Annotated in this window: 23 protein-coding genes; 6 read left to right on the forward strand and 17 right to left on the reverse strand. The window is 72.7% G+C overall.

Annotation, left to right across the window (positions count from 1 at the left end):
* Nucleotides 1-4 precede the first annotated feature (4 nt).
* On the forward strand, nucleotides 5-880 hold the full coding sequence (locus AC1C2V_RS17730) for a MurR/RpiR family transcriptional regulator (RefSeq protein WP_495390961.1): 876 nt from the start codon (nucleotides 5-7) through the stop codon (nucleotides 878-880).
* 26 nt (nucleotides 881-906) lie between these two features.
* Here AC1C2V_RS17730 and AC1C2V_RS17735 read toward each other — a convergent pair whose 3' ends face one another.
* The 11 genes from AC1C2V_RS17735 to AC1C2V_RS17785 form a co-directional block, all read right to left on the reverse strand.
* Entirely contained in the window at nucleotides 907-1,266 is a 360-nt protein-coding gene (locus AC1C2V_RS17735; RefSeq protein ID WP_495390962.1) for a DUF2200 domain-containing protein, read from the reverse strand.
* Between the two features lie 9 nt (nucleotides 1,267-1,275).
* On the reverse strand, nucleotides 1,276-5,643 hold the full coding sequence (locus AC1C2V_RS17740) for an FtsK/SpoIIIE domain-containing protein (RefSeq protein ID WP_495390963.1): 4,368 nt from the start codon (nucleotides 5,641-5,643) through the stop codon (nucleotides 1,276-1,278).
* 1 nt (nucleotide 5,644) lies between these two features.
* Nucleotides 5,645-7,294: a hypothetical protein gene (locus tag AC1C2V_RS17745; RefSeq protein ID WP_495390964.1), complete on the reverse strand. Its 1,650-nt coding sequence runs from the start codon at nucleotides 7,292-7,294 to the stop codon at nucleotides 5,645-5,647.
* 84 nt (nucleotides 7,295-7,378) lie between these two features.
* Entirely contained in the window at nucleotides 7,379-8,089 is a 711-nt protein-coding gene (locus AC1C2V_RS17750; RefSeq protein WP_495390965.1) for a hypothetical protein, read from the reverse strand.
* On the reverse strand, nucleotides 8,086-8,673 hold the full coding sequence (locus AC1C2V_RS17755) for a hypothetical protein (RefSeq protein ID WP_495390966.1): 588 nt from the start codon (nucleotides 8,671-8,673) through the stop codon (nucleotides 8,086-8,088). The genes AC1C2V_RS17750 and AC1C2V_RS17755 overlap by 4 nt, the downstream gene beginning before the upstream one ends.
* A 71-nt stretch (nucleotides 8,674-8,744) precedes the next feature.
* Nucleotides 8,745-10,172, reverse strand: a complete 1,428-nt coding sequence (locus AC1C2V_RS17760; protein WP_495390967.1) for an NfeD family protein — start codon at nucleotides 10,170-10,172, stop codon at nucleotides 8,745-8,747.
* 47 nt (nucleotides 10,173-10,219) lie between these two features.
* Nucleotides 10,220-10,507 (reverse strand): hypothetical protein, encoded by a 288-nt coding sequence (locus AC1C2V_RS17765; protein WP_495390968.1) that lies wholly within the window; start codon nucleotides 10,505-10,507, stop codon nucleotides 10,220-10,222.
* Nucleotides 10,508-10,511: 4 nt separating this feature from the next.
* Nucleotides 10,512-10,808 (reverse strand): WXG100 family type VII secretion target, encoded by a 297-nt coding sequence (locus AC1C2V_RS17770; protein ID WP_495390969.1) that lies wholly within the window; start codon nucleotides 10,806-10,808, stop codon nucleotides 10,512-10,514.
* A 134-nt stretch (nucleotides 10,809-10,942) separates the two neighbouring features.
* Nucleotides 10,943-11,587, reverse strand: a complete 645-nt coding sequence (locus tag AC1C2V_RS17775) for a DUF6580 family putative transport protein (RefSeq protein WP_495390970.1) — start codon at nucleotides 11,585-11,587, stop codon at nucleotides 10,943-10,945.
* On the reverse strand, nucleotides 11,584-12,003 hold the full coding sequence (locus AC1C2V_RS17780) for a DUF4430 domain-containing protein (protein ID WP_495390971.1): 420 nt from the start codon (nucleotides 12,001-12,003) through the stop codon (nucleotides 11,584-11,586). The genes AC1C2V_RS17775 and AC1C2V_RS17780 overlap by 4 nt, the downstream gene beginning before the upstream one ends.
* 95 nt (nucleotides 12,004-12,098) lie before the next feature.
* Nucleotides 12,099-14,225 (reverse strand): DNA gyrase/topoisomerase IV subunit B, encoded by a 2,127-nt coding sequence (locus AC1C2V_RS17785; protein ID WP_495390972.1) that lies wholly within the window; start codon nucleotides 14,223-14,225, stop codon nucleotides 12,099-12,101.
* A gap of 81 nt (nucleotides 14,226-14,306) precedes the next feature.
* Here AC1C2V_RS17785 and AC1C2V_RS17790 point away from each other — a divergent pair, with 81 nt between their 5' ends.
* Together AC1C2V_RS17790 and AC1C2V_RS17795 are read left to right on the forward strand one after the other, a co-directional pair.
* Nucleotides 14,307-14,555 (forward strand): DUF7455 domain-containing protein, encoded by a 249-nt coding sequence (locus tag AC1C2V_RS17790; protein ID WP_495390973.1) that lies wholly within the window; start codon nucleotides 14,307-14,309, stop codon nucleotides 14,553-14,555.
* A 189-nt stretch (nucleotides 14,556-14,744) separates the two neighbouring features.
* Nucleotides 14,745-16,160, forward strand: a complete 1,416-nt coding sequence (locus AC1C2V_RS17795) for an FAD-binding oxidoreductase (protein ID WP_495390974.1) — start codon at nucleotides 14,745-14,747, stop codon at nucleotides 16,158-16,160.
* 79 nt (nucleotides 16,161-16,239) lie between these two features.
* On the opposite strand, the gene AC1C2V_RS17800 is transcribed toward AC1C2V_RS17795, so the two are convergent.
* The 3 genes from AC1C2V_RS17800 to AC1C2V_RS17810 all read right to left on the reverse strand — a co-directional run bounded on the left by AC1C2V_RS17800 (nucleotide 16,240) and on the right by AC1C2V_RS17810 (nucleotide 19,776).
* Nucleotides 16,240-17,817, reverse strand: a complete 1,578-nt coding sequence (locus AC1C2V_RS17800) for an RNA polymerase sigma factor (protein WP_495390975.1) — start codon at nucleotides 17,815-17,817, stop codon at nucleotides 16,240-16,242.
* A 333-nt stretch (nucleotides 17,818-18,150) separates the two neighbouring features.
* Nucleotides 18,151-18,525: a universal stress protein gene (locus tag AC1C2V_RS17805; RefSeq protein ID WP_495390976.1), complete on the reverse strand. Its 375-nt coding sequence runs from the start codon at nucleotides 18,523-18,525 to the stop codon at nucleotides 18,151-18,153.
* A gap of 9 nt (nucleotides 18,526-18,534) precedes the next feature.
* On the reverse strand, nucleotides 18,535-19,776 hold the full coding sequence (locus AC1C2V_RS17810) for a DUF4192 domain-containing protein (RefSeq protein WP_495390977.1): 1,242 nt from the start codon (nucleotides 19,774-19,776) through the stop codon (nucleotides 18,535-18,537).
* Nucleotides 19,777-19,962: 186 nt separating this feature from the next.
* On the opposite strand from AC1C2V_RS17810, the gene AC1C2V_RS17815 reads away from it, so the two are divergent.
* Complete coding sequence (locus AC1C2V_RS17815; protein WP_495390978.1) at nucleotides 19,963-20,604, forward strand: hypothetical protein; 642 nt, start codon at nucleotides 19,963-19,965, stop codon at nucleotides 20,602-20,604.
* A 9-nt stretch (nucleotides 20,605-20,613) separates the two neighbouring features.
* The gene (locus tag AC1C2V_RS17820; RefSeq protein ID WP_495390979.1) at nucleotides 20,614-21,720 is read left to right on the forward strand and encodes a polyprenyl synthetase family protein; all 1,107 of its coding nucleotides are present in this window, start codon (nucleotides 20,614-20,616) and stop codon (nucleotides 21,718-21,720) included.
* Between the two features lie 44 nt (nucleotides 21,721-21,764).
* Here AC1C2V_RS17820 and AC1C2V_RS17825 read toward each other — a convergent pair whose 3' ends face one another.
* Nucleotides 21,765-22,172, reverse strand: coding sequence for an Rv2175c family DNA-binding protein (locus tag AC1C2V_RS17825; RefSeq protein ID WP_495390980.1), 408 nt, complete (start codon nucleotides 22,170-22,172; stop codon nucleotides 21,765-21,767).
* A gap of 48 nt (nucleotides 22,173-22,220) precedes the next feature.
* Here AC1C2V_RS17825 and pknB point away from each other — a divergent pair, with 48 nt between their 5' ends.
* On the forward strand, nucleotides 22,221-24,248 hold the full coding sequence (pknB, locus tag AC1C2V_RS17830; RefSeq protein ID WP_495390981.1) for a Stk1 family PASTA domain-containing Ser/Thr kinase: 2,028 nt from the start codon (nucleotides 22,221-22,223) through the stop codon (nucleotides 24,246-24,248).
* Between the two features lie 24 nt (nucleotides 24,249-24,272).
* Here pknB and AC1C2V_RS17835 read toward each other — a convergent pair whose 3' ends face one another.
* Nucleotides 24,273-25,637: a class II 3-deoxy-7-phosphoheptulonate synthase gene (locus tag AC1C2V_RS17835; protein ID WP_495390982.1), complete on the reverse strand. Its 1,365-nt coding sequence runs from the start codon at nucleotides 25,635-25,637 to the stop codon at nucleotides 24,273-24,275.
* Nucleotides 25,638-25,674: 37 nt separating this feature from the next.
* Complete coding sequence (locus AC1C2V_RS17840) at nucleotides 25,675-26,901, reverse strand: pyrophosphate--fructose-6-phosphate 1-phosphotransferase (RefSeq protein WP_495390983.1); 1,227 nt, start codon at nucleotides 26,899-26,901, stop codon at nucleotides 25,675-25,677.
* Nucleotide 26,902 lies beyond the last annotated feature (1 nt).

A 26,902-nucleotide genomic window follows, 5' to 3' on the forward strand; every position in this document is an offset into this window, starting at 1 on the left:
TGCCGTGCTCTCGTCGCCGGTCCCCGAGGGCGTCGCCCTCGTCGCACGGATCCGTGCCATGCTCCCCGAGCTCCGGCCGGCCGAGCGCCGCGTCGCGGACGCGGTGCTCGCCGACCCCGCGGAGGCGGCCCGCGAGTCGATCACGGTCCTGGCCCAGCGGTGCCACACCTCCGCCCCCACCGTGGTGCGCTTCGCGCGGCGCGTCGGCTTCCCCGGCTACCCGCAGCTACGCCTCGCCCTCGCCAAGGACGCCGGCCTCGAGGAGGGGCGCACCGCCCGGGAGCCGCTCTCCGGCACGCTGGACGCGGACGACTCCCTGGCCCAGGTCGTCGCGAAGATCGGGTACGCCGACGCGCGTGCGGTCGAGGACACGGCCGCGTTGCTGGACGTCGCGGCCCTGGAGGCCGCCGTGAGCGCGCTCGTGCGGGCCCGCCGCATCGACCTCGTCGGGGTCGGCGCCAGCGCCGTGCCCGCGATCGACCTCGAGCAGAAGCTCGCCCGCGTCGGGCTGACCGCCGCGTGCCACACCGACCGGCACTCGGCGATGACGGCGGTGTCCCTGCGGTCGGCGGGCGACGTCGTCGTCTCGATGTCCCACTCGGGCAGCACGACGGACGTCATCGCCCCCACCGAGCTCGCGCAGGGTCTGGGTGCCACCACGATCGCGATCACCAACCACCCGCAGTCCCGCCTCGCCACCCTGGCCGACGTCACGCTGGTCACCGCGTCCCGGGAGACCACGTTCCGGTCCGGGGCGATGGCGAGCCGCATCGCCCAGCTCATGGTCGTCGACTGCCTCTTCGTCGGCGTCGCGATGCGCGACATGACGACGACGCAGGCGGCGCTGGACGCGAGCTTCCGGGCCGTCGCCGACTTCTAAGGAGACCGGCTTGCGAGAAGCCCTGCCTACGCGTCGCTCCCGCGCAGCACGGACGTCATCTTCTTGCCCTTCGCGACCTCGTCGACCAGCTTGTCCATCCAGCGGATCTGCTGCATCAGGGGGTCCTCGATCTCCTCAACACGGACCCCGCAGATGACGCCGGTGATGAGGGACGCGTTCGGGTTCATACCGGGCGCCTGCGCGAAGAAGGTCTCCAGGTCCACCTCGTCGGCGATCGCCTTCTCCAGGCCGACGTCGTCGTACCCGGTGAGCCAGGTGACGACACGGTCGAGGTCGTCCCGGCTGCGGTCCTTGCGCTCCACCTTCTGCACGTAGAGCGGGTAGATGCTCGCGAAGCTCGTGGCGAAGATCCGGTGTCGTGCCATCCCCCGATCCTAGAGAGTCGGCACCAGGATCGTCATCAGCTCGCCCGACCCGAGGTGCACCAGCGCCTTGCCGGGGCTCACCTGGTTCGACACCGCCGAACGCGGCAGGCTGACGCCCACCAGGTCGCCGTCGAACCGGTCCGCCGGGCTGAGGAGGGCTCCCCGCCGACTCTTCTTGACGTCGACCTGCCAGCCGGAGAACCCGCCGGCCACCTCGGAGGCGTCGCCGCCGAGGATCAGCCCGCGTCGGTGGTCGGCCGCGGTGCGCAGGTAGGCGCGCAGCCAGGTCTTCGCCGGAGCGTCGGTCACCTGCTCGCCGTCGTCGACCACCAGCACCACCGGAGTGCCGTCGGGGTCGAGGTGCGCCGCGAGCATCTCCTGCGTGACCTCCGTGTCGGTGATCACGGCACGCACGCCGTCGCGCCCCTCGAAGTTGCGCAGGATGCTCGGCCGCGGCGCGAGCACCACGACCTGGGTGCCGCCGCGCAGCAACGACTCGGTCATGACGGCCAGCATCGTGGACCGCCCGGATCTCGCCGGACCCGCCACGACGAACGTCGGCGCGTCGCCGGCGAGGTCCGCGCCGAAGGCCGTGAGGTCGTCGCCGCCGACCCCGAGCATGGCCCACATCGGCCGGGCGGCCTCGGGCCCGGCGTACGCGTACGCGGCGTCGATCTGGACCGTGGACGGCAGGTCGTCGACACGGAACGGGCCCGTGCCGGGCACCACGTCCGCCCGCTCCCGGATCGCGGCGGCCGTCGCACGCGCGGCCGCCGTCTGCGCACGCCCGGCGGGATCGTCGCCGAGGACCGCCACCTGCACCTCGCGTCCGGATCCCGACCGGAAGCCGCGCCCCGGTGGGATCTCGTCCGGGATGGTCTTGTGCGCGATCCCGGCCATACCGTAGTCGAACTTGTCGGTGAGCCGCAGCACCACCGTGTCGTCGGTCAGCACACCCATCCGGCTGGACAGCAGCGACCTGTCGCCGGCGATCAGCAGGTGGATGCCCGCGCTCGCGCCGTCGCGCAGCAGCTCCTGGACCGCGTCCACGAGCGCGCCGCCGTCGACCTCGCCGTAGGTGGACACGAAGCTCTCCCACCGGTCGATCAGCAGCATGACGCGCGGCAGCCGCTCGACGGCGGGAGCCAGCTCGCGCTGCTCGGTGACGTTGGCGTAGCTGCCGTCGCTCAGCACCTGCTGGCGCCGCCCGAGCTCCGCCTTGAGGCGGCCCAGCAGTCGCGTGGCGCGCTCCTCCTGGCCGCGCTGCACGACGGCGCCCGTGTGCGGCAGCTCGTCGAGCACCGCGAGCGCCCCGTTGCCGCAGTCGATCCCGTACAGGTGCAGGTCGGCCACCGGCAGACGGTCCGCGGCGGCGAACGCCGTCGTGCGCAGCACGGTGGACCGCCCGGAACCGGGCGCACCCACGACGTACCGGTGGGAGAACTCGTCCAGGTCGATGACGGCGGGCCCCTGCCGCTGCGCGGCCGGTTCGTCCTCCAGCGCCCAGGCGAACGCCGCGGGCGCCGAGGGCTGCGCGACCTGGTGCAGGGACAGCAGCCCCGGCAGGGCGGGCAGCCACGGCCGGCGCGGCTCGGGCAGCTCGCCGAGGCTCGCCGCCTCCCGCAGGGCGGCGACGATGGCCGACAGGTCGGTCTGGACGTTCTCCGTGCGGGCGACGACGGGTCGGCGGGGCACCGAGGCACCGAGGTCGGCGACGCTCAGCCGGGCGATGTACGGCGGCTCGATCTCGGCGTTCTCCCGCAGCGACAGCCGACGCCCGCCGACGCGCGCGGACTGGAACGGCAGCAGGGACGCGGCCCCGAGACGGGCGTAGGCCCGGCCGGGCTGCGACTTGGCGATCTGGGCGGCCTCGGGCGAGTCGATGACGTCGGAGGACTCGCCGGCGTCGGTCATCCGCAGGGCGACCCGCAGGTTCGTGTTCGCGCGGATCTCAGGTGAGATCACGCCGGACGGGCGCTGCGTGGCCAGGATCAGGTGGATGCCGAGGGACCGCCCGCGCTGGGCGATGTTGACCAGGCCGGTGACGAAGTCGGGCAGCTCGCGCGCCATGGAGGCGAACTCGTCGATGACGATCAGCAGCCGAGGCAGCGTCGGCCCCGTGTGCCCGCGGCGCTGCGCGTCGAGGTAGTCCTCGAGGTCCTTCGCGCCGACCTCCGCGAGGATGTGCTCGCGGTAGGTCAGCTCGGCGCGCAAGGACGCCAGGGCGCGTTCCACGAGGTGCGTGTCGAGGTCGGTGACCATGCCGACGGTGTGCGGCAGCAGCTCGCACTGGCTGAACGCGGCACCGCCCTTGTAGTCCACGAGCACGAAGTTCATGGTCTGCGGCGTGTTCGCCACGGCAAGCGAGGCGACGACCGTCTGCAGGAACTCCGACTTGCCGGAACCGGTGGTGCCCGCGACCAGAGCGTGCGGCCCGTCGCGGACCAGGTCCAGGTGGAACGGCCCGTCCAGAGAGACACCGACCACGGCGTCCGTCGTGCCGGAACCCATCTTCCAGCGCTGCAACGCCGTGGGGCCGTCGAGCTCCTCGATGCCGAGCACCTCCACGAGGCGTGCCGAGTCGGGGATGAGCCCCTCGCCCTCGGTGGCCGTGACGTCGCGGACCGCGGCAACGGACCGCGCGACCTGCTCGTACCAGTCGTCGGCGACCTCGTCGACGGTGATCCGGCGGACGTCGTCGGCGTCGTGGCGACGCAGGAGCATGCCGCCCTCGGCGCGCGCCAGCGCGACCACCGAGCACTCCTCGGGCAGCAGCTGCTCGTCGCCGTCGAGGCAGACCACGCTCACCCCGACGCCTGGCCCGTCCCGCAGGATGGTGACGACGCCGGGCAGGGCACGCAGCCGGCGGGCGCCGTCGAGCACCACGACGATCTGCGGGCCTCCGCCCGCCTTGCCGTAGGACTCCTGGACCGCGGCTCGCCGCTCGGCGATGAACGCGTTCACCTCGGCGACTCGCGCCGCGAGGGTCTCGGTGGTGGTACCGATCATGGCGACGGCGTCCTGCCCGAAGGACGGGCGCACGTGCGGCAGCCAGGCCGCCCACTCCCATTCCTGCAGGTGCTCGGAGGTGGTCAGCACGTACACCTGGACGTCACGAGGGCTCTGCAGCACCCCGAGCTGGCCCACCATCCAGCGCGCCCGGCGCCGCGGCCAGTCGCCCGGCCCCGCCACGCCCACGACGCCAGCCTCGCGCAGCGGCACGGTGACCGGCACCGACCGCATGGTCGCGCGCGTCTTGCGCCGGTGCTCCGGCTCGGCGATGTCCTCGACCTCGACCTGGCTCGTCACGTCGGCCAGACCAAGGCGGACGTTCAGGTGGTCGGGGTCGGTGGAGCGCCGCTCCCAGAGGCGACGTGTCGGGGTGGTGGCGATGAGGCTCAGCTCGGCGGCGCCGGGACTGGACACCCGGTGCCGGTGCTGCTCACGCTGCACCGCATCGAGCACCTCGGCCTCGAGGCTCGCGCGCTCCTCGGCGTGCTGCTTGACCCGCTCCCGATGCGTGCTCCGGCCGTTCTTCTTCTGCATCCACCAGTTGCCGAGAGCCATCAGCGGCGAGGCGAGGGCGAACGTCAGGTAGTACGGCGACTTGAAGATGATCGCCATCGTGATGCCCAGCACCGCCGGCATGGCCATGGTCAGCCAGGGCAGCGCGTTGCGGGTGGGCGGCGGCGGCTCGGCCGGCAGCTTGAAGCGGGTGGCCGGCATGGGCGGCAGCAGGCGCGGGGGCCGGTTGTAGTCCAACGTGCCCGGCTCGGACCCGGGGCGCAGGTCGGCGTCCGACCGGGTGGCGGGCTGCACGGTGAGCACGCTCGGCCCGATCCGCATCTGCGTGCCCGTGGGCCAGACCTCGTCCTGCTCACCGAGCGGATCCGTCGACCTGTCGAGCTCGACGAGGCGGCCGGCGGACCGGGGGTCCGGGACCCGGCGTGCCCGGACGGCGCCGTCCATCCCCACGGCGACGGCGACTGCGGGCAGTCCGCCCTCACGGCGCTCGTCCACGCGGACCCGTCCGTCGGGCCCGACCTGCAGCACCGACTCGCCGACGCCGAGGCGCACCACGGCGCCGGCACCGACGCCGCCGGTAACGCACAGGTCGACGGGCCCGGCCGCCGCGGGACGGTCGGCGGTTGCGGCGAACGTGATGACCGCGCCGTCCCGGACGGGCGTGCCGGCCACGAGTCGCCCGGCCTTCTCGAGACCCACGGGGAGCCCGTCCACGTGCAGCGTGCTGCCCCGGGGCGCGCCGACCTCGGCGGCGAGCCGTTCGGAGAGGACCGCGGCCTCGGTGGCCCCGTCCACGTCCACGGCGAGCAGCGCCTCGCGCTCGCCGTACCGCGCTGTGATCAAGGCGTGCATGTCACTCCCCCGCTCGACGGACCGACGTCGCGTCGTTGTACCGCACGTCGGGCAGGAAGCCGCTGCGCAGCAACCCGGCGTCGTCGGCCGTGAAGCGCCACTTGGCAGTGGGGACCGGGCCGAGCACCACGACCACCCAGCCGAACCGCGGGTCACTGAACCGCGAGGCGAGCATGTCCAGCTGCGCCGCAGCGGGGGCCTGGGACAGCACCAGCACGCCGCCCGCCTCGGACTCCAGCTCCGGGACCAGCTGCTCCACGGTGTTCAGGTGCTCGGCCAGCTCAGGCTGCGGCAGGCCGTTGCCCACCATGACCACGCGCGGGTCGTCCGACCACGGGTTTCCCGTGAACTCGCCCAGCCAGCGGCGCAGCACCTCGTGCCGCGCCCGGGTGGGGCCGTCCAGGCTGATGAGGCCGCGCGCCTGCGCGAAGTCGACGAGCACCCGGCCTGTGTCGGCCACGCCCACGGTCACCAGGCGGGAGAACGCCGCGGTGGGCTCCTCCGATGCCGGCGCCGACTGCAGCTTCCCCAGGGGCGCCGACCAGCTCGCGCCGTCCTCGTTCGCCGTCCACGGCGCGGGAGCGGGCGTCGCCGGGTTGGAGAGCCGCAACCGCAGCGCCCCGCCCTCGATGAACACGCCGATGACCCCCGGCCGCGGCAGCCCGTCCCGCTCGCAGGAGGCCACCAGCACGCGCAGCGCGCGATCCACCATCCAGGCCGACGAGGTGTCGGTGCGCAACAGGCTGTCGTCGAACGGCTCCTGACCCTGCTTGCGCCGGCGAACCAGCACGAACGCGGTCACCGCACCACCGATCACGACCAGTGCACCCACGACGATCAGAACCACGGGCAGCACGCTGGACGACGCCTCCTGCCGGCTGCCGGCGGCCGCGCTGTCCGACGGGCCGTCCGACGCCCTGCCCGACGGGCCGGACGACGCCGGCGGCCCATCGGCCACGGGCAGCGGGCCGTGCTCCAGGCCCTCACCCTCCGCGTCCTCGGGCATCTGCAGCACCCAGCCGACCTCGACGCTCTCGGCGGTGGACATCTTCCCGCCGTCGGGCTGCTCGCGGCCCTCGTTCAGCTCGAAGATCTCCCTGTACCGCTCGCCGTCGCCCAGGAGCTTCTCGGCGAGCCCGTAGAGGAACTCCGGCTCGCCGTCCTCGGTGGTCGCGACCACGTAGTAGGGCACATCGGGCGTCGCGGCCTCCTCGGCGTCGCCGTTCTCCCCGCCGACCTCGGGCAGCGGGCCGACCTCGATCCCCTCGCCCTCGGCGTCGTCGGGCATCTGCAACACCCAGCCCGGGGCCAGGATCTCCGGCTTCGTCACGGTGTTGCCGTCGGCCTGCTGGTGACCCTCGTTCAGCTCGAAGATCTCCAGGTACCGGTTGCCGTCGCCCAGGAAGCGCTCGGCCAGCTCGAAGAGGAATTCGGGCGAGCCGTCCGCCGCGGCCTGGACAACGTAGTACTTGACGTCCTCGCCCTTGTCGGTGGTGTCGCCGCTCAGCGCCGTGCTGGGGGTGGCTGCCACGACAGCCCGGACGGGCTCGGCCGCCGCGGGAGCCACTGTGGCGGCCGAGAGTCCCGCTGTTGCGGTGATGGACAGGGCCACCGCGGCGAACGCGGCGGCGGTGCGATGGGCGAGGTGCACTGTTGCTCCGTCTTCAGATGTCGTGCCAGATAGTTCGTGGCGTGGCTGGTTCGTGGCGGCCGGGTGGCCCGCGAGTTCCAATGCTCAGGCGGAGCCGGGAACCGTCCGCTCCGGAAAGTTCACGAGGCTCGTGCCGGGGCCAGTCCAGCGAAAGGTGGACATGACCGCGTCGAAGAAGAGAACCAGTGCCTCGGCGAGCAGCTCGGTCCTCTCGCTGTTCCAGAGGGTGCTGAAGGAGATGACCAGCCACTCCCCCACTGCCTCGTCGCGAGAGACCACATACAGGACCTGCCGAGTCGACACCTCGGGCCAGTCGGGGCGGCGCTGCATCTGGTGCCGCGTACTCACGACGCGCACCGCGGGACGGTCATCAAGCTCGACCAGATCGCTCTGCTCGTAATCGTCGGACAGAATGCTGGTCACGACCCGCATCGGGTCCTGACCCACATCGCTGACGATCTCCACCTCCGCGATGGTCGCCGGGACAAACACACCTTCCATCGGCTCGGTCGGGAGATACACCGCACCGGTGCCGGCGTCGCGCGCCTCGGCGAGGGTCTGGTGCAGCTCATCGCGCAGCATGCGCCGAAACGGCTCGGCCTTGTCGCGGGGCATCGAGTCCGGCAGAGCGCGGGCGACCACCTGCTCGATTGCGTCGTCCAACTCCCGTTCACGCCCGTCACCCGTGGGGAACCGTGCCCATCCGGGTGGCAGGAGGATGGCCCAGGCGTCGGTCGCCCTACCACCCACCTGCTTGCTGTCCACTCCCGACGACGTGGTGGATACCTCGCTCATGAATCGCTCCGTGTGATCGTGATGGTCGGCAGCAGTTCGTCGAGCCGCTCCATCATGAGCGGTGCCACGAAGAGGTCCTGGCTACGCCAGAAAAGCACCGTGTCGACCACGGAATCCGGGAACTCAGTTCGCCGCCCGAGCCCGACGCTCATCCAAGCGCCACCGTCCTCGGCGATGTCGACCCGGTTGACCCGCACTCCATCACCGTCAGGGAGGTCGAGGTAGTCGACTGTCGGCGGCGAAAGGGGGGCACCACCGCCCTTGGCGCCGAGCGCGTCGAGAAGCGCATCGTCCGGCTCTCCCGGATCGCTCATACCCACCGCCACGAGCACGGGCACCGGGGCTCGGTCGGCGACGCCGAACGCTGCCACTACCCGCTCGCCGTCGCCCGCCGCCCCGTCCGCGAGAACTCGGAGGTTCGCTATCGAGGCTGTGACGGTCTCGAGAATCGCCGCCCGGTCGTCGTCCGACAGGTCGACGCCCTCAGGCGCCTGCTGCTCGAACGATGCGCCGAGTGCCTCAGTGACCGCCTCCTCCCACGTACTGATCGCGTCCGGGGTCTCGGTGGCGGCCGCGGGCACCACCAGCCACCCCTCGGGCGGGTCGATGGTCCAGTTCCAGTCTGTTCCGCCGACGCCGGCGGCACGTAGCCCCACTAGACACCTTCCGTGTAGTTGTGGAGGTAGTCCCATTCCGCCCAGGCCCAGTCACCGCGCGAATCGGTGTCGGCGAAGGTGTCCGACGGCGCCATGATCAATGGAATTGCGGCCGACGCGAAGCCCCAGAAGAAGTTCAGGGGGCCGGCGATCCAGACGAACGGCTTGATGGCCGCACCCCCTGGAAGCCCGAGTCGTCCGAAGATGCTCAGGTTCTTGAGGACCGCCAGGTCCGGAAGACCAACCATGTTCGTGAGCTTCCAGGACGAAATCGGGTTCTTCAGGATCTGCAGGTTCCCCGGGCTGAACCACGTCCCTGGTTTGAAGATCTTCCCGAAGAACGCCCCCCAGTTGGTAGACCCGATTTTGGTCGTGATGGCAGGCAACCCGCCAGGGCCTGCGCCGAGGACGAACTGCGGCTTGAAGCCCTGCAAGAACTTCCCGATATTGAGGTTGGTCAGCGCCTTGGCGAGTCCAGGCAGTCCGCGAAGTCCCGCACCGAACCCCTTGGCGAACTGGGGAACGAACTTCATGAAGTTCTTCACCAGATTCATGAGCCCCTCGCCCGCCTTGGCGAGCCTCATCGCGAGGGCGCCCGCGCCGAGCGTCAGCACACCGAGCACGGCGAAGATGACGTTGACCCAGCTCGACTCACCCGTAATGGCAAGGGTCAAGCTACCGACCAACGCGATCACGGCGACAACGAGCGCGGCCATCGCGATGAACCCGACCCCGGGGATGATCATCGCCACGATCGCGAGCGCCATCCCGATCCAGCCGAGGACCTCGACGAAGATCTTGAGGGCCTTGTGGATGAATGCTTCCCAGCCCGTGTGCTTCAGGCCGTCGTCGCCCCAGTTCTCCTTGATCTTGGCCGCTGCCCGGTCGGCCGCGGCGGCCAGAGCGTCCAGCGCCGCCTGGCACTTACGCTTGGCCGTGTTCAGATCGGCCTTCGCGCCTTCGATCTTGCTCGACCGGTCCTGCGAATCCTGCTTGTCGCTCTCGCTCAGGGGCGGCGCGTCATCCGCCCGGTCCGCATTCACCGGGTCGGGCATTCGCTCAGCACCCTTCTGCGCGGCCGCGGCGTTCTCCGCGGCAGCCAGAGCCACTCCAGTTTCCGAGCGCGCTGACTCCAGGGCCGGTTGGTACGCCAGCAACGCCGCCTTCACGTCCTCGTACCGACCCGCCGCAGCACTCAGATGCTCGTGGCTCTCGCCGGCGCGCTTACGCATGGCGTCCGCGGACTGCCCCTTGAGCAGGGTCTCGTCGCCTGCGCCGATCTTCTTGAGGAGCGCCGCCTGCGTGGTCATCATGTCGGCGATCTCCGTGTAGTGCTTGATCACCGCGTCCAGGCCGGACGCCTCGGCCGGCACCGGGTCGTCGTCGTGGTCCAGCAGGTGCCACTCACCCACGCGGGCGGCGCTCATCCAGTCTCCTCTAGCTCGTGCTCGCCGGGCCCTCAGGCCCCGCCGGCTCAGCCTTCGTCGCCCTCCAGCGACTTCGCCAGCTCGATCTCGGTGTTGTTCCAGGTCTCCGCGGCCTGCTCCATCTTCTTCTGCAGGTCCTCGAGGTTCTCCTCGAGCTTCTCCCGCTTGACCCACCAGCTGCTGATGAAGTCGTCCATCGCGCCCTTCACCGTCCCGTGGCCCCAGATATCGCCGCCGTCCCACATCTCGTCCATGCCCTTGAGCTCTTCCAGGATGGACTTGAGCTGAGTGGCGGCGTCGTCGACTGCGACCGAGCTGACCTTGAGGTCAGGCACGGAACTACTTGTTCAGCGCGTTGGCGAGCTCTTCGTCCGTCTTGCGCAGCGCCTCGGCGGCCTGCTTCAGGTATTCGCCGATGCCCGTCAGGCCCTCGAGGACCTGCTTGCCGCCCTTGTCGAGCTCCTTGTACGACTCGTCGAACCGCTTGGACGACTTGTCCGTGACGTACCCGTCCTGGACCAGCGCCTCGACCATCGAGCGCAGCTGGTCGAGCTTCCCGCGCATGTCGTCCGACTCCTGCTTCATCCGCTGCGAAGCATCTTCCATCTCCTGGAAGGTCACCTTGATGTTGGCCATGGGTCAGTCCTCTCGGTTGCCTGTGGAAGCAATCGAGGCTACACGACCTCTAGACAATCAACGCGAACCGGACCAAACGTGCGGCGGCATCCGCGGAAACGTCGGGAAAATTGGCCGACGTGCGTCCCCGCAGGTCAGGCTCCCGGGGCGGCAGGGCGTCCGACCAGATCGGCGGATCGAGACGCGTCGCGCGGCAGCCGCTCCAGGCGCTCTGCGACCGCCACGACGCCGGCCGCGAGCGGGACGAGCACGAGGTTGCCCAGCAGCATCGTGCGCAGGAACGGCAGGCCGGCGGCATAGCTCGCCAGCAGTCCGTCGAGACCCTGGGGGTAGAACGTGCCCCGGCCGATCCACCACACGCCGGCGTTGGTCCACAGGTAGAAGAACAGCGAGCCGGCGACGCCGAAGCCGAGCGCGCTGAGCCAGCGGGCGCCGCCACGCACGCGGCCCGCCCACCAGGCGCCGACGCCGACGACGGCCCACGCCGTCCAGGTGAACACCAGCACCGAAGAATTGCCGAGCAGCACGTCGCTCGCCGCGACGACCGCCAGGGGCGCGAGCATCGCGAGGCGGTGGCGCAGCAGGCCCGCCGCGGCGAACGCCGCGGCGGTCGAGAGCTCGAGGTTCTGCGGCGCGCCGAGGTCGTTCTTCACCAGCCGCCACGCGACGGCGCCGACCACGAGCAGCACCGCGAGTGCCGGGCGCCACCAGCGGTACACGAGCTCGCGGGCGGGCAGCGGCCGCTGCACGCGCGGCGCGGCGGCGGATGTCGCGGTCACTTGATCTCCTCGAGCTTCCACGTGATGGTCTGGCCGTCCTTGGTCTCGAGCGTCCCGGCGCCCACCTGGGCCGCCTCGCCGTCGACGTACAGGCCCCAGAACTCGTTGCCCTGGTCGGCCTCGCGCCCGCCGATGCTGGTGACGAACGCGTTCTCCCCCTCGCCCTGGACGACCGCGTCCGGGTCCTTCTCGACGAGGAGCTCGAGGGCGGTCCTGCCGTCCTCGCCATCGTAGGAGAACTCGCTGAGGTTCTCCGCCACATGCTCGGTGGGGTCCACCGACGCGGAGGCGGAGGCGGTCGCGCCTGCGTCCGGCGAGCCGCCGTCCGAGCACCCGGCGACGAGCCCGACGGCCAGGGCCACCGCGGGCAGGAGGGCGAGCAGTCGGGGCGCGCTCGGGCGCGGTGCGGTCTTCACCGCCCGAGGGTAACCAGAGGCGGCGCGGCCGCGCGCGACGGGCCAGGATGCGGGCGGCGACCACCCCGACCGGCCCGACCGGGGTATCGCCGTCGTCAGGCGTCGATCCGCGACTGGTCCAGCGTGCCGGCCCCCGCCACGATGAACTCCTTGCGGGGCGCGACGTCGCTGCCCATGAGCAGCTCGAAGACCCGCTCCGCCGCCTCGGCGCCCTCCACCGTGACGCGGCGCAGGGTGCGGTGCCGCGGGTCCATCGTGGTCTCCGCGAGCTGGTCGGCGTCCATCTCGCCCAAGCCCTTGTAGCGCTGGATGTCCTCCTTGTAGCGCCGGCCCGCGCGATCCAGCCGCTTCAGCGTCGCGGTCAGCTCCGCCTCCGAGTACGTGTAGACGTACTCGTTCTTGCGCCGGCCGCTGCCCAGCACCTCGACCCGGTGCAGCGGCGGCACGGCCGCGAACACCCGGCCCGCCTCGACCAGCGGGCGCATGTATCGGTAGAACAACGTGAGCAGGAGCGTGCGGATGTGCGCGCCGTCGACGTCGGCGTCGGTCATGAGCACGACCTTGCCGTAGCGCGCCGCCTCGAGCTCGAAGGACCGGCCCGAGCCCGCGCCGAGCACCTGGATGATCGCCGCGCACTCGGCGTTGCGCAGCATGTCGCTGATCGACGCCTTCTGGACGTTGAGGATCTTGCCGCGGATGGGCAGCAGCGCCTGAAAGTCCGACGAGCGCGCGAGCTTGGCCGTGCCGAGCGCGCTGTCGCCCTCGACGATGAAGAGCTCGCTGCGGGTCACGTCGTCGCTGCGGCAGTCGGCGAGCTTGGCCGGCAGCGACGACGTCTCGAGGGCGTTCTTGCGCCGGGAGATCTCCTTCTGCTTGCGCGCCGTGACGCGGGCGCGCATCTCGGCCACCACCTTGTCGAGCAGCAGCGCCGCCTGCGCCTTCTCGTCGCGCTTCGACGAGGTCAGCAGGGCGCCGAGCTCCTTCTCGACGACACGGGAGACGATGCCCCGCACGGGCGCGGTGCCCAGCACCTCCTTGGTCTGGCCCTCGAACTGGGGCTCGGCGAACCGCACCGTGACCACGGCGGTCAGGCCGGCCAGGACGTCGTCCTTCTCGATGCGCTCCGCTGCGTCCTTCATCGAGACCTTCAGCCGCCGCGCGTTCGCCTCGATCTGTTTGCGCACCGTCTTGAGCAGGCCCTGCTCGAACCCGGACAAATGCGCCCCGCCCTTGGGCGTCGCGATGATGTTGACGAACGTGCGCAGCTCGGTGTCGTAGCCGCCACCCCAGCGCAGGGCGATGTCGACCTCGCAGTCGCGCTGCACCTCCTGGGGCGACATGTGCCCCCGCGAGTCGAGCACGGGCACCGTCTCGGTGAAGTGGCCGCTCCCGCGGAGCTGCCAGGTCGCCGTCACCGGGGTGTCCGGGGCGAGGAACTCGACGAAGTCGACCGCCCCGCCGTCGTGCTGGAAGACCTCCTCGTGCGGCCCCGTCTCCCCCGGCGTCCCCGGCAGGCCCCGCTCGTCGCGCACCGTGAGCTTCAGGCCCGGCACGAGGAACGTCGTCTGGCGGGCGCGCGTGACCAGCTCGTCGTAGCTGAACACCGCCGTCTTCGGGAAGACCTGTCGGTCCGCCCAGTACCGCACGCGGGTGCCCGTGACGCCCCGCTTGACCTTGCCGACCACGGTGAGCTCGCTGTGGTCGGTGAACGGCGCGAACGGCGATTCCGGCGACGGGCCGGCCGCCGAGTCGGAGAACACGCCCGGCTCGCCGCGGTGGAACGTCATGCGGTGCGTCTTGCCACCGAGGTCGACGTCGACGTCGAGGCGGGCGGAGAGCGCGTTGACGACGGAGGCGCCCACGCCGTGCAGGCCGCCCGAGGCCGTGTACGAGCCGCCGCCGAACTTCCCGCCCGCGTGCAGCTTGGTGAAGACCACCTCGACGCCCGAGAGCCCCGTCTTGGGCTCCTTGTCCACCGGGATGCCGCGTCCGTCGTCCTCGACCGTCACCGACGAGTCGGCGTGCAGCACGACCCGGATCGCGGTCGCGTGGCCGCCCAGGGCCTCGTCGACCGAGTTGTCGATGATCTCCCACAGGCAGTGCATGAGGCCGCGCGAGTCCGTCGACCCGATGTACATCCCGGGGCGCTTGCGCACCGCCTCGAGGCCCTCGAGGACCGTCAGATGGCGCGCGGTGTACCCGGACTCGGAAGTGGCTGTCACGGGAACGAGGGTAGACGACTCGAACGGATGTTCATGTGGCCCACGCCGCTATGCCGGGAGCGAACCCGGCGCCCTGCCGGGATGCTTCCCCGCGGGGGATGGTTGGATAGAGACGTGAGCACCACGACAGCCGAACCCACCCAGCCGCTGACCGCCGCCGACCGCTGCGACCGCTGCGGCGCCCAGGCGTACGTGCGAGTGGTCCTGCCCGTCGGAGAGCTCCTCTTCTGCGGGCACCACGCACGTGCGCACGCAGGCGCCTACGAAGGTGTCGCCGTCCACGTCCAGGACGAGACGGACCGGCTCCACGCCGAGCACGGAGCCCGCTGAGGCTCCGACCTCCTCGGCCCGACCGACAATCCACACGAGAGCCCCGCACCGTCCGGTGCGGGGCTCTCGCGCGTCGACGCCCGGGCGCTCGCCCGGCCTCACTCAAAGTCGACGCCGCCGGCGCGTCACAAAGGACCCGCACACGCCTCCCTCTTCTCGGCACCACCAAGCAAACCCAGGGAGACCCCAATGTCCAGCACCATCCCCTCCGACAACGACCTCGCGAGGGCTACCGGGTTCGCGGCCCGGCTCGCCCTCGCGCTCGATGGTGGAGCGGCTCTGCCCCCGGACCCGGCGTACGACGCTGCGCTCCACGGCTTCAACCTCGCGGTGGCCCACCGGCCGGCGCTCGTCGTGCACGCCCGGTCCGCCGCGGACGTCGTCGCCACGGTCCGCGCCGCCGCGGAGCACGGGTTCGGCGTCGGCGTCCGCTCGACGGGCCACAGCGCCGCCCCCACGGGGGCCGGCGACGTACTGCTCGACGTGTCCGCCCTCGACCGCCTCGACATCGACCCCGTCGCACGTACCGCGACCGTCGGGCCGGGCGTGCCGTGGCAGGCGGTGCTCGCGTCCGGTGCACCCCACGGCCTCGGCGGCCTGTGCGGGTCGTCGCCCCACGTCGGGGTGGTGGGCTACACCCTCGGCGGCGGCCTCGGCCCGCTGGCCCGCACCTTCGGCCTCGCCGCCGACCACGTCCGCGCGATCGACGTCGTCACTCCCGACGGGGAGCTCGTCACCGCGACGCCGACGCAGCACGAGGAGCTCTTCTGGGCGCTGCGCGGCGGTGGCGGAGCGTTCGGCGTCGTGGTGGCGATGACCTTCGACCTGTTCCCGCTGCGTACCGTGCGGGCGGGCACGCTCTGGTTCGACGTCGACGACGCACCTGCCGTGCTGCACCGGTGGCGCGTCGAGACCGGGCACCTCCCCGAGGAGATCTCGACCTCCGTGGCCCGGCTGAACCTGCCGCCGCTTCCGACGTTGCCGGAGCCGCTGCGCGGCCGTGCCTTGCTCGCCGTCCGCTACGTGCGCCACGGCGACCTCGCCGCGCCGGACCCGCTGGTCGAGACGCTGCGCCAGGTGGCGACGCCCGTCCTGGACACCGTCGGCGACCTGCCGTACACGCGGATCGGCGAGGTCCACGCCGACCCGGACGAACCGATTCCCTTCGTCGACCGCGGCAGCCTGCTCCGCGAGCTCACCGAAGAAACTGTCGACACGTTCCTCGGCGCCGTGCCGCCGGACTCCCCCTTGCTCGCCGCCGAGATCCGCCTCCTGGGCGGCGCCGTCGCCCGGCCGGCGGTGGTGCCGAACGCCGCCGGCGGCAGGGATGCCGCCTACACGGTGTTCCTGGGCGCGCCCGTCGGCCCACCGAACGTCGCCGACGAGCTCCAGCGGGTGTGCGACGCGCTGGCGCCGTGGAGCACCGGCGGCGCGATGATCAACTTCGCCGGGCCGCGCGACGCGGTCTCCGCGTCCCTCGTGAGCCAGGCCTTCGGCCCGGCGACGTACGACCGCCTGGTGGCGTTGCGTCGGCGGCTCGACCCGGGCGGCGTGCTCGACCCGTCCGCCCGGTGGTCGGTGGTGGACGGCGTGCCCGTCGCCTGACCGCGCCGCCGAGCGCCCCCGGACGCGCGAGAGCCCCGGTACCGGATCTCCGGTACCGGGGCTCTCCCGTCAGGCGAGGTCAGTCGAGGTAGTCGCGGAGCACCTGCGAACGGGACGGGTGGCGCAGCTTCGACATCGTCTTGGACTCGATCTGCCGGATCCGCTCGCGTGTGACGCCGTAGACCTTGCCGATCTCGTCCAGCGTCTTGGGCTGACCGTCCTGCAGGCCGAACCGCATGGACACCACGCCGGCCTCGCGCTCGGACAGGGTGTCGAGCACCTGGTGCAGCTGCTCCTGGAGCAGGGTGAACGACACGGCGTCCGCGGGCACGACGGCCTCGGAGTCCTCGATGAGGTCGCCGAACTCGCTGTCGCCGTCCTCGCCCAGCGGGGTGTGCAGCGAGATGGGCTCGCGGCCGTACTTCTGGACCTCGACGACCTTCTCGGGCGTCATGTCTAGCTCCTTGGCCAGCTCCTCCGGCGTGGGCTCGCGGCCCAGGTCCTGGAGCATCTGGCGCTGCACGCGGGCGAGCTTGTTGATGACCTCGACCATGTGCACCGGGATACGGATGGTGCGGGCCTGGTCGGCCATCGCGCGGGTGATCGCCTGCCGGATCCACCAGGTGGCGTACGTCGAGAACTTGTAGCCCTTGGTGTAGTCGAACTTCTCGACCGCGCGGATCAGGCCGAGGTTGCCCTCCTGGATCAGGTCCAGGAACAGCATGCCGCGGCCGGTGTAGCGCTTGGCGAGCGAGACGACGAGACGCAGGTTCGCCTCGAGCAGGTGGTTCTTGGCGCGCTTGCCGTCGTGCGCGATCCACCGCAGGTCGCGGTACATGCGGCGCCCGTCGGCGTTCGCCTTGGTCTTGTCCCAGTCGGCGTAGTTCTTGGAGAGCCGCTCCTCCGCGAACAGGCCGGCTTCGATGCGCTTGGCGAGCTCGACCTCCTGCTCCGCGTTCAGCAGCGCAACCTTGCCGATCTGCTTCAGGTAGTCCTTGACCGGGTCCGCGGTGGCGCCGGCCGTGATGACCTGCTGCGCGGGCTGGTCGTCGTCGTCGGTGTCGGACACGACGAAGCCGGACTGCTCGTCGTCCTTGCCCGCACCGGCCTTCAGGCCCCGGCGGGTGGCCGAGCGCCCGGTGCCCTCGGCATCGTCGTCGTCCTCGGGCTCCTCGACGCCGTCGGGCGTGGGATCGTCCTTCGCCGCGGCCTTGCGGCCACGAGCCGGCTTCGCCGCGCTCTTGGTCGCGGGGGTCTTGGTCGCGGCCTTCTTGGCGGTCGACGAGGTCGTGGACTCCGCCGCGTCGTCCGCGGGCGCCTCGGCGGGCTTCACCGTCGAGGTCTTCACCGGGGACGCCGATCGCGTCGCAGGGGCCTTGGCACGGGTCGCGGTGCTGCGGCCGGCCGAGGCGGCCGCGACCTTGGTGGCCGTGGGCACGCCGATCTCGACGCCGGCGGTCGCGAACGCCCGCAGGACGGCCTTCAGGCGCTTCGGGTCAGCGACCGCCGCATCCTCGCAGGCGGCGCGGAAGCTCTCGGCGTCGACCCGGCGGTCGGCAGTGCCTCGAGCGAGCAGCCCCTGGAGAGCGGGGTGCTCGAACTCGCGGGGAAGAGCGGGGTTCTGCGCAGTGGACGCCACAAACCGACCTTTCGGCATTCGAGGGGACGGTGCACCGCCGTCAAGGCCTCCGACGCGGACTGTCGTGGCTCAAGCGGACACCTCTATTGTAACGGCGACACCCGCGACGGAGGGGCACCACAAGCTTCCGCGCCCGTTCCCTGCACCCGCGTCGTCCGTTCACCGACGCTGGCACAACGCACCGGGCGCCAGGAAGATTCCCGTCGTCCCGCGCCGCAGCGCCGTTCCGGCGGGCACGACGCCCCGCACCGACGGGGGCGATCGGGGGTCACGAGCGTCACACCACCCGGGCGCGTCGCACGACGGTCGGACTCGACGCGACGGACCAGGGCGAATGCGGCGCCGTCGACGTCACGGTTTGACCGCCAGCACCGGTTTGACCGCCAGCACCGGACAGGGCGCCTCGAGCAGGATGCGCTGCGCCCCCGACCCGAGGATGAGCTTGCCGACCGGGCTGCGCCGGCGCAGCCCGACCACGATCAGCTCGGCCCCGGCGTCGCGCGCGGTGCTCACCAGGTCATCGGCGAGGTCGCCGGTGCCCCCGACGACGGAGAACGTGATGCCTGCGGCGGTCAGGTCCTGCTCGACGCCCTGCCTCCCGGCCCCTCCGTCGTCCCTGGTCACGACGACGGTGAGCGGGACGGACCGCTCCTGCGCCTCGCGCTTCGCTGCGGCCAGCGCCGCCTGTCCTTCGGCCGTGCTCAGGAGTCCGACGACGATCGTCATGGGGGCACGCTACCCGACCGCGCGGGCGGGCACAGAGGCCGGTTCCGGGACGCCCCCGGCGCGGACCCAGCCGGGTGGCACGGCGGCCCGGAGCACGCCGTCCAGCAGCGCGGCGAGCCGGTGCTCCGGGTCCTGCCGGGCCGCGTCCCGCACCCGTCGCGCGGCGCGGCCGCCGTCGCCCAGCCACCACGCTAGGAACCCGAGCAGCGCCAGCGGCGGGGCGTGCAGGCGACGTGGCACGTGACCGACCACCTGCTCCAGCACCAGCCGCGCGGCCTCCGCGGTCGCGGCCTCCGGCGGCACCGCGACCCGGGGGTCGACGACCCGTGCGATCGCCCGGGCCGTCGCGACCTCGACGGCGGCGGCGGCGGTGGGGCTGCCGGCCGTCCCGGCACCGGCGGTACGGCCGGCCGCGTCGTGAGCCCCGGGCACGAGGGAGAGCAGGACCGCGTCCCGCACGGTCACGTCGGCGAGCGCCGCCGCCAGCCGCCCCAGCCCGGCCGGCGGGAGCGACAGCTCGCGGGGCGGCCCGGCACGCAGCTCGGTGGCCGCGTGCCGCATCAGCTCGCACCACAGGCCGTAAGCCTCGGCCCGCCACCGCCGGGTGGCCTCCTCGGCGGGCGTGGTCGCGCCGCCGGTCGCCGCCTCGCGGGCGCGCTCCGCGCGGGCCGCCGCACGGGCAGCGCGCTCACGCAGGCCCCCCGCGGGGCGCGGGATCCGGAACGCCTCCTCCTCGGAGGTTGCGACCGCCCGCCCAGCCACCACGAAGGCCGCGCTGACCTCCCGGTGCTCGAGCTCGCTCAGGGGGTGGCCCGACGCCGGGCAGCACACGGGGTCGGCGCAGTCGAGCCCGCGGAACCCGGTGGGGGACACGAGCCAGGTCTCGATGTCCAGGGGCGCGTCCGCCGCGTCGAGTGCGCGGAGCACGGCGTCCGCCGCGGCACGGGCCGATGCCTGTTCCTGCGCGGAGTAGACCGCGACGACCGCGAGCTCGGCCCCGACCCGGGTGGCGGCCCTGGCCACGGAGACGACCTCCGGCGGGGCGTCGTCGAGCTCCCCCAGCGGGATCCGAGCGACCAGCCCGACCCTGCCGTCGGCCGTGATGCACACGACCACGCAGCAGTCCCGTGGCCGGAAGCCCAGCAGGTACGGGATCGCCGCGAGCAGGTCGCGGGACGAGCGGAGCACGACCGGCGGGTCGAAGGAGGAGCCCGGCTCCTCGGAACGGTGGGTGGCGTAGACGGTGTCCATGCGTCGATCCCAGCCCAACGGCCGGCCCGGCGGCGTCCCTCCGGGACATCTGTGGAGGGTCGTGGCTGGGGGGCAGGGTCCGACGCCTGCGGCACGGGCGCGCGTCCTCGAGCGCCGGGCGGCGCCGGCCTGGCGGGCGGGCGGTCGGGGTCGGTCCGGCGCCGGCGGGCCGCTACGGTGGGCGCCGTGCCCACGCTCCCCCGCCGGTCGCACGCCCGGCGACACCGCTCCGCACCGAGGGTCGCGCACGTCGCCGCGGCGGCCGCCGCGGCGACCCTTCTCGCTGTGTCGGGATGCGGCCTCCTCCCCGGCGCCGGCGCTGCGGGGGACGACCCCCCGGCGACGGACGGCTCGGGAGTCGGGGTGCGCGGCGCCGGCGAGCCCGGGGCGTCAGCGAGCCCGACGGCGGAGCCGGACGCCGGGACGGCACTGCCCACCTTCGACCCGGGCACGGCAGTCGGCGGCTACGCGAAAGGGTTCCCCCGCGACCTCCTCGGCGCCCCCGACGACGCCACCGTGCTCGCCAGCTCGGCGACCCCCGGCGAGGGCACGCTCACGGACGTCACCCTCAACCTGGCCACGGACCGGAGCGCCCAGGAGGTGCTCGACCAGCTCGCGAAGCCCTTGCGCAAGGCGGGGTTCACCGAGTCCGGCTCGTCGACCTTCACCGGGTTGACGGCGCAGACCACGTTCGGCCGCGAGTCGGCGCCGAAGGGGAAGAAGAAGGGCGGGGACCCCGTCGTGGAGTCCGTCACGCTCGGGGTCCTCGACGACGACGACCGCCGGCTGGTCACGGTGAGCGGATCGGTCGTCGTCGCTGACGCTTAGGCTGACGACATGCCCTCCGCACCCGCACCGGTCGACCTCGAGAACCTCCGGAACGACGTCGACTCGGAGGTCGAGCGCCACCTCGCGGAGCTCGCAGCGGAGGTCGCCACCATCGGCGGGTCCGCGACCGCCCTGACCGACCAGGCGGCGGTGCTGCTGCGCGGCGGCAAGCGCCTACGCGCCGCGTTCTGCTACTGGTCCTTCCGGGCGCACGGCGGGCCGGCGGTCGGCGCCGAGCGGGATGCCGTCGTGCGGGCGGGCGCCGCCCTCGAGCTCTTCCAAGCGGCCGCGCTGCTGCACGACGACGTCATGGACGCGTCCGACACGCGACGCGGCCGGCCCACCGCCCACCGTGCCTTCGAAGCACGCCACGACACGGCCGGCTGGGCGGGGTCCGCCGAACGCTTCGGTACGGCAGCCGCCATCCTGCTCGGCGACCTCTGCCTCGTGGCCTGCCAGCGGGAGATCGCGTCGGCGGTCGCCGAGCTCCCGGCGGACCGGGCCGCGGCCGCGCGGGCGCTGTTCGACGCGATGCAGAGCGAGGTGGTCGTGGGCCAGTACCTCGACGTCCTCGTGCAGGCCGAGCCGTGGGGCCTCGATCCCGCGACCGACGAGGACCGCGCCCGCACGGTGCTGCGTGCCAAGTCGGCCCGTTACTCGGTGGAGCGCCCCCTCGTGCTCGGCGCCCTGCTCGCCGGCGCCGCCCCCGGCCGGGCGGAGGCCGTCTCGGCCGCGGGGCTGCCGCTCGGCGAGGCGTTCCAGCTCCGGGACGACGTGCTGGGCGTGTTCGGCGACACCGCCCTCACCGGCAAGCCCGCGGGCGACGACCTGCGGGAGGGCAAGCGCACGGTGCTCGTGGCCCGCACGATGGCGGCTGCGAGCCCGGCGGATCGCGACCTGCTCGTCGCGCGGCTCGGGGACCCCGAGCTGACGGACGTGACCGTCGAGCGGCTGCGCGGCGTGATCGCGGGCTCCGGCGCGCTCGACGCGGTCGAGACGCTCATCGGCTCCCTGGCGGACGGCGCGCTCGACGCTCTCGGGGCGGCCGAGCTCGCCGAGCCGGGACGGACCGTGCTGCTCGACCTCGCACGCGCCGCCGTCGATCGCGCCGCCTGACGGCGCGCGGGCAGCCAGTCTGGCGGCCAGGTCTGGCGGCCAGGTCAGAGCAGCGCCTGCGCCACCCGTCGCACCTCGCCGCGGCGGCCCGCCAGCAGGTCCTCGATGGGCGGGCGACCGATCGTCGGCTCGGTCTCGAACAGCCACCGCAGGATCTCGGCGTCGTCGAGGGCGGCGTCGGAGAGCAGCATCACCGTGCCGCGCAGCGTGCTGAGCACGTGCGGCTTGCCCTCGTCGGTGACAAGGAACGCCGCGGGCACCTGGAACGTGTTCCGCTCGCCCCGCTTGATCCCGACGAGGGTGCGCTCGGAGACCAGTCTCCGAGCCTTGCCCAGCTCGATGCCGAGCGCCTCCGCGACATCGGGCAGGGTCAGCCACTCGTCCACGAGGGACTCAAGGGCGGTGCGGTCGTCGGGATGGCTGCCGGGCTCCGGCGCGTGCGTTTCACTCACGGGGCCAGCCTACGGGCCTGGCGAACAGGGCGCCCCTACACTCGTCGCGTGGCCATCACGACGACCGATCCGATGCTCGGCCGCCTGGTCGACGGGCGGTACGAGATCGTCGCGCGCGTCGCCCGCGGCGGCATGGCCACCGTGTATCGCGCCACCGACCGTCGCCTGGACCGCGAGGTCGCGATCAAGGTGATGCACCCCCACCTCGCGGACGGCGTGGACGGCGCCGCCTTCGTCTCGCGGTTCCGGCGCGAGGCGCGCGCCGCGGCCCGCCTGAGCCACCCCGGCGTCGTCGCCGTCTACGACCAGGGCATGGACGGCGACACCAGCTACCTCGCGATGGAGTACGTGCCCGGCAGCAACTTGCGCCGGGAGCTGCACGACTCGGGCGCCCTGTCGGTGCGGCGCACGCTCGATGTCCTCGCGCAGGTGCTGGCCGCGCTCGCCGCCGCGCACCACAAGGGGCTCGTGCACCGGGACGTGAAGCCCGAGAACGTGCTCGTCGTCGGGGCCGAGCAGAGCGCCGGGCAGAACGACGGACAGGCCGACGGTGCGCCGGCCCCCGGCGGGCGCGTGAAGGTCGCGGACTTCGGCCTCGCGCGCGCCGTCACCGAGGTCACCTCCACCGCGACGGGCACGGTCCTCGGGACCGTCGCCTACCTCGCCCCCGAGGTGATCACCAGCGGTGGCTGCGACGCCCGCACCGACGTCTACGCCGTGGGCGTGCTCGCGTACGAGCTCCTCACGGGCACGCTCCCCTACCCGGGCGAGACCCCGATCCAGGTGGCCTTCCACCACGTGCACGAGGACCTCCCCGCGCCGTCGGAGCGCGTGGACTGGCTCCCGGCGGACCTCGACGCGCTCGTCGCGTCGTTCACCGCCCGCGCCCCCCGGCTCCGGCCGACCGACGCAGGCGTCGCGCTCGACGCCGTCGAGGCCCTGCGCGCCGCCCTCGGCGTCGAGGTGCTCGACCGGCGCGCCGAGCCGCCCGCCCCGACGGGTGCGCCCGACGCCGTCGAGGCGCCGACGGCGGACGACGACCCCGCGCCGGGAGCCGACGGCACCGGCGCGGTGGACGAGATCCCCACGGCGTTCTTCCAGGAGATCTCCCCCACCGCCGGCGCGCAGCCGACGGACCGCCTCGTCGAGCAGCCCACGGAGGCCTACCGGCGGCCCGCGCCGCGCCGCCGCCGCGCCGTCGTCTGGTCCCTGGTGCTGCTGCTGGTCCTGGCCGGCGGCGGGGGCGGCACCTGGTGGTGGTTCACCGACGGGCCGGGAGCGTGGACGTCCGTGCCGACCGGCGTGGCCGGCGTGCCCGTCGAGGACGCGCAGACCGCGCTCGAGCAGGCGGGCCTGGGCACGACGACGAGCCGGGAGTTCGACGACGACGTCCCCGAGGGGTCCGTGGTGACCACCGTGCCGGCACCGGGTGAGCGGGTGCGCGACGACGGGTCGGTCGAGCTGGTCGTGTCCCGCGGGGTCCAGATGCTCACCGTGCCCGACGGGCTCGTCGGGGCCGACCGCCGGGAGGCGGCCGCAGTGCTGACGAGCGCCGGCTTCACCGTCGGTACCCCGGAGCGGGCGCACGACGACGAGGCCGAGGCCGGCGTCGTCCTCGACCTCTCCGTGGACGAGGGGTCGCGCCAGCGGCACGACATGGTGGTCGGGCTCACCGTCTCCGACGGCCCCGCCCCGGTCCAGGTGCCGCAGGAGGTGGGCAAGCCGAAGGACCAGGCCGTCGCCGACCTCGAGGGGCTGGGTCTCGTCGTGAAGACCGGCGACCCGGAGTACTCCGAGGACGTGCCGAAGGGCCACGTCCTGGCGCAGGACCCCGAGCAGGGGGCGAACGCCCACCGCACCGACACGGTGACCCTGACGATCTCGCAGGGCCCGCCCCTCGTCGAGGTGCCGAACGTGGTCGGCAAGCACACGGACGCGGCGCGCAAGGCGCTCGAGAGGGCCGGCCTCAAGGTCGAGGAGAACGCCTACCTCGGCGGCCTGCTGGACACGGTGCGCTTCCAGGACACCACCGGCAAGGCCCCCAAGGGCAGCACCGTGACGCTCACCGTGTGGTGAACCACCCGCGGGGGCACGGGCCGGTCACCAGCTCGTGAGCATCTCCGCGACGCGGAAGGCCATCTCGAGCGACTGCTGGTGGTTGAGCCGGGGGTCGACGAGCGTCTCGTACCGCAGGGCCAGGCCCGCGTCGTCGATCTCCTCGCTGCCGCCCAGCACCTCGGTGACGTCGTCGCCGGTGAGCTCCATGTGCAGCCCGCCGGGCACGGTGCCGAGCGCGCGGTGCACCTCGAAGAAGCCCGTCACCTCGTCCAGCACGTCGGAGAACCGCCGGGTCTTGTACCCGCTGTCCGACGTGATCGTGTTGCCGTGCATCGGGTCGGTCACCCAGGTCGCGGTGACGCCGGCCGCGGTGACCCCCTCGACCACCTCGGGCAGCACGTCGCGGACCCGTGCGGCGCCCATCCGGGTGACGAAGGTCAGCCGGCCGGGCACGTTGCCCGGGTTGAGCCGCCCCGCGAGGGAGATCGCGTCGTCGGGGGTCGTCGTCGGCCCGAGCTTGACGCCGATCGGGTTGGCGACGCGGGACAGGAACTCTACGTGCGCGCCGTCGAGCTGGCGGGTGCGCTCGCCGATCCACAGGAAGTGGGCCGACGTGGCGTACGCCTGCCCCGTGCGGGTGTCGACGCGCGTGAGCGCCCGCTCGTAGTCGAGGATGAGCGCCTCGTGGCTGAGGTAGAACTCGACGGTGCGCAGCGCGTCGAAATCGGCCCCGCAGGCGTCCATGAACCGGATCGCCCGGTCGATCTCGGCCGCCGTGCGCTCGTAGCGGGAGTACGCGGGGTTGCGCATGAAGCCGCGGTTCCACTCGTGCACCCGGCGCAGGTCGGCATGGCCGCCCTGCGTGAACGCCCGCACGACGTTGGCCGTGGCGGACGAGATCCGGTACGCCTGCTCGAGGCGGCGCGGGTCCGGGGTGCGGGACTCGAGGGTGAACTCGTGGCCGTTGACCATGTCGCCGCGATAGGCGGGGAACGTGACGCCGTCCCGTGTCTCGGAGTCCGACGAGCGCGGCTTGGCATACTGCCCGGCCAGCCGGCCCATCTTCACCACGGGCGTGCTCGCCCCGTGGGTGAGCACCACCGCCATCTGCAGGATCGTGCGCATCTTGTTGCGGATCCTGGTCGCGTTCGCGTCGGCGAACGTCTCGGCGCAGTCGCCGCCCTGCAGGAGGAACGCCTCGCCGCGGCCGGCCGCGGCGAGGCGTTCCGTGAGCCGCCGCGCCTCGGCCGGCACCACCAGGGGCGCGGCCTCGGAGAGCCGGCCCGCCACCGCGGCGAGCGCCCCGGCGTCGGGCCACACGGGCTGCTGGCGCGCCTCGAGCGCCCGGAAGCGGTCGAGGCCCTCGGGGTCGCTCCCGGGCGCCACGGTGTCGACGGCGGTGGTCATGCGGGCGGCTCCTGCCTCGTTGCTGCGGGGCGCGGCGTCAGTGCGCGGCGGGCTTCGCCGGCACCCGCGACTGGCCGGTGGCGTCGAGGATCTCGCCGAACCACGGCACCGAGACGTCGAACGCCTTGCCGCCGGCGATGCGCGGGAACGCGATCGCCTTCAGCCGGTCGCCGTCCTCCTCGTCGTGGCCGATGACGCCGGCCTCGCCGCGCAGCGCGCACTCGACGGCCAGGTCGGTCATCGACTTGATGAGGCGCAGGTCCTCGGCGTTCGCGGCCGCGGCGCGCGAGTAGTAGCCCGACTTCTGCACCATGACCTTCTCGGCACCCAGCTTCTCGGCGAACTGCTTCGCGAACCACTGGCCCGGGTTGATCGTGTCGAGCTTGACGTGCCCGAACGGGTCGCGCGGCACCTCCTCGCCGGCCGCCTCGAGCTGCTCGACGATCTCGTTCATGCCCGCGCCCTCGGACAGGAAGATGTTGACGTTGCCGATCTCGTCCATCACGGCACGCAGGCGGGTCGCCTCGGCGTCGATGTCGAGCTCGAGCTCCGGCAGGAAGACGGCGTGCACGTCCCAGCGCTCCTTCGTCAGGCCGAGGGCCGGGGCCCACTCCTGCGCGTCGAGCCACTTGCGGTATTCCTTCGCGGCGGCCGCCGTGAGCCAGCCGCAGTGCCGGCCCATGACCTCATGCACGATGAGCATGCGCGGGCCGGAGCGGTGCTCGCCGATGATGTTCGCCGCGAACCCGGCGGCCTCCTCGGCCGCGGTCCACGCGCCGAGCGACTGGCGGATCGGCACGACGTCGTTGTCGATCGTCTTCGGCAGCCCCACGACGGTGAGCTCATAGCCGTTGTCGTGGAGGTAGGCCGCGAGGTCCGCCGCCGTGGTGTTCGTGTCGTCGCCGCCGATCGTGTGCAGCACGTCGACGCCGTCGGACTTGAGCCGCTCGGCGGCGACCTCCAGCGGGTTCTCACCCTCCTGGACCAGGCCGCGCTTCACGCAGTCGGCAGCGTTGGTGAGCTTGACGCGGGAATTGCCGATCGGCGAGCCGCCGAAGCGGTGCAGGATGCCGGCCTGCTGGCGACCCTCCTCGTCGATGACGATCTTCGTGCCCGTCAGCAGGCCGTGGTAGCCGTATTGGTAGGCGATGATCTCGATCGACGGATCGAGCTCCGTGTAGCGCTCGATGAGGCCGCCGACAGCGGAGGACAGGCAGGGCGCGAAGCCGCCGGCGGTCAGGAGCGCCACGCGACGAACCGACATG

Source organism: Isoptericola sp. Y541 (assembly GCF_059445465.1).

What these genes read in the sequence shown, in the direction of transcription:
- AC1C2V_RS17795 (WP_495390974.1), top strand. Translation starts at nt 14,745, where the DNA reads ATGTCCAGCACCATCCCCTCCGACAACGACCTCGCGAGGGCTACCGGG.
- AC1C2V_RS17835 (WP_495390982.1), bottom strand. Translation starts at nt 25,637, where the DNA reads ATGACCACCGCCGTCGACACCGTGGCGCCCGGGAGCGACCCCGAGGGC.
- AC1C2V_RS17840 (WP_495390983.1), bottom strand. Translation starts at nt 26,901, where the DNA reads ATGTCGGTTCGTCGCGTGGCGCTCCTGACCGCCGGCGGCTTCGCGCCC.
- AC1C2V_RS17805 (WP_495390976.1), bottom strand. Translation starts at nt 18,525, where the DNA reads ATGACGATCGTCGTCGGACTCCTGAGCACGGCCGAAGGACAGGCGGCG.
- AC1C2V_RS17800 (WP_495390975.1), bottom strand. Translation starts at nt 17,817, where the DNA reads ATGCCGAAAGGTCGGTTTGTGGCGTCCACTGCGCAGAACCCCGCTCTT.
- AC1C2V_RS17810 (WP_495390977.1), bottom strand. Translation starts at nt 19,776, where the DNA reads ATGGACACCGTCTACGCCACCCACCGTTCCGAGGAGCCGGGCTCCTCC.
- AC1C2V_RS17770 (WP_495390969.1), bottom strand. Translation starts at nt 10,808, where the DNA reads ATGGCCAACATCAAGGTGACCTTCCAGGAGATGGAAGATGCTTCGCAG.
- AC1C2V_RS17750 (WP_495390965.1), bottom strand. Translation starts at nt 8,089, where the DNA reads ATGAGCGAGGTATCCACCACGTCGTCGGGAGTGGACAGCAAGCAGGTG.
- AC1C2V_RS17735 (WP_495390962.1), bottom strand. Translation starts at nt 1,266, where the DNA reads ATGGCACGACACCGGATCTTCGCCACGAGCTTCGCGAGCATCTACCCG.
- AC1C2V_RS17790 (WP_495390973.1), top strand. Translation starts at nt 14,307, where the DNA reads ATGCTTCCCCGCGGGGGATGGTTGGATAGAGACGTGAGCACCACGACA.
- AC1C2V_RS17740 (WP_495390963.1), bottom strand. Translation starts at nt 5,643, where the DNA reads ATGCACGCCTTGATCACAGCGCGGTACGGCGAGCGCGAGGCGCTGCTC.
- AC1C2V_RS17760 (WP_495390967.1), bottom strand. Translation starts at nt 10,172, where the DNA reads ATGAGCGCCGCCCGCGTGGGTGAGTGGCACCTGCTGGACCACGACGAC.
- AC1C2V_RS17820 (WP_495390979.1), top strand. Translation starts at nt 20,614, where the DNA reads ATGCCCTCCGCACCCGCACCGGTCGACCTCGAGAACCTCCGGAACGAC.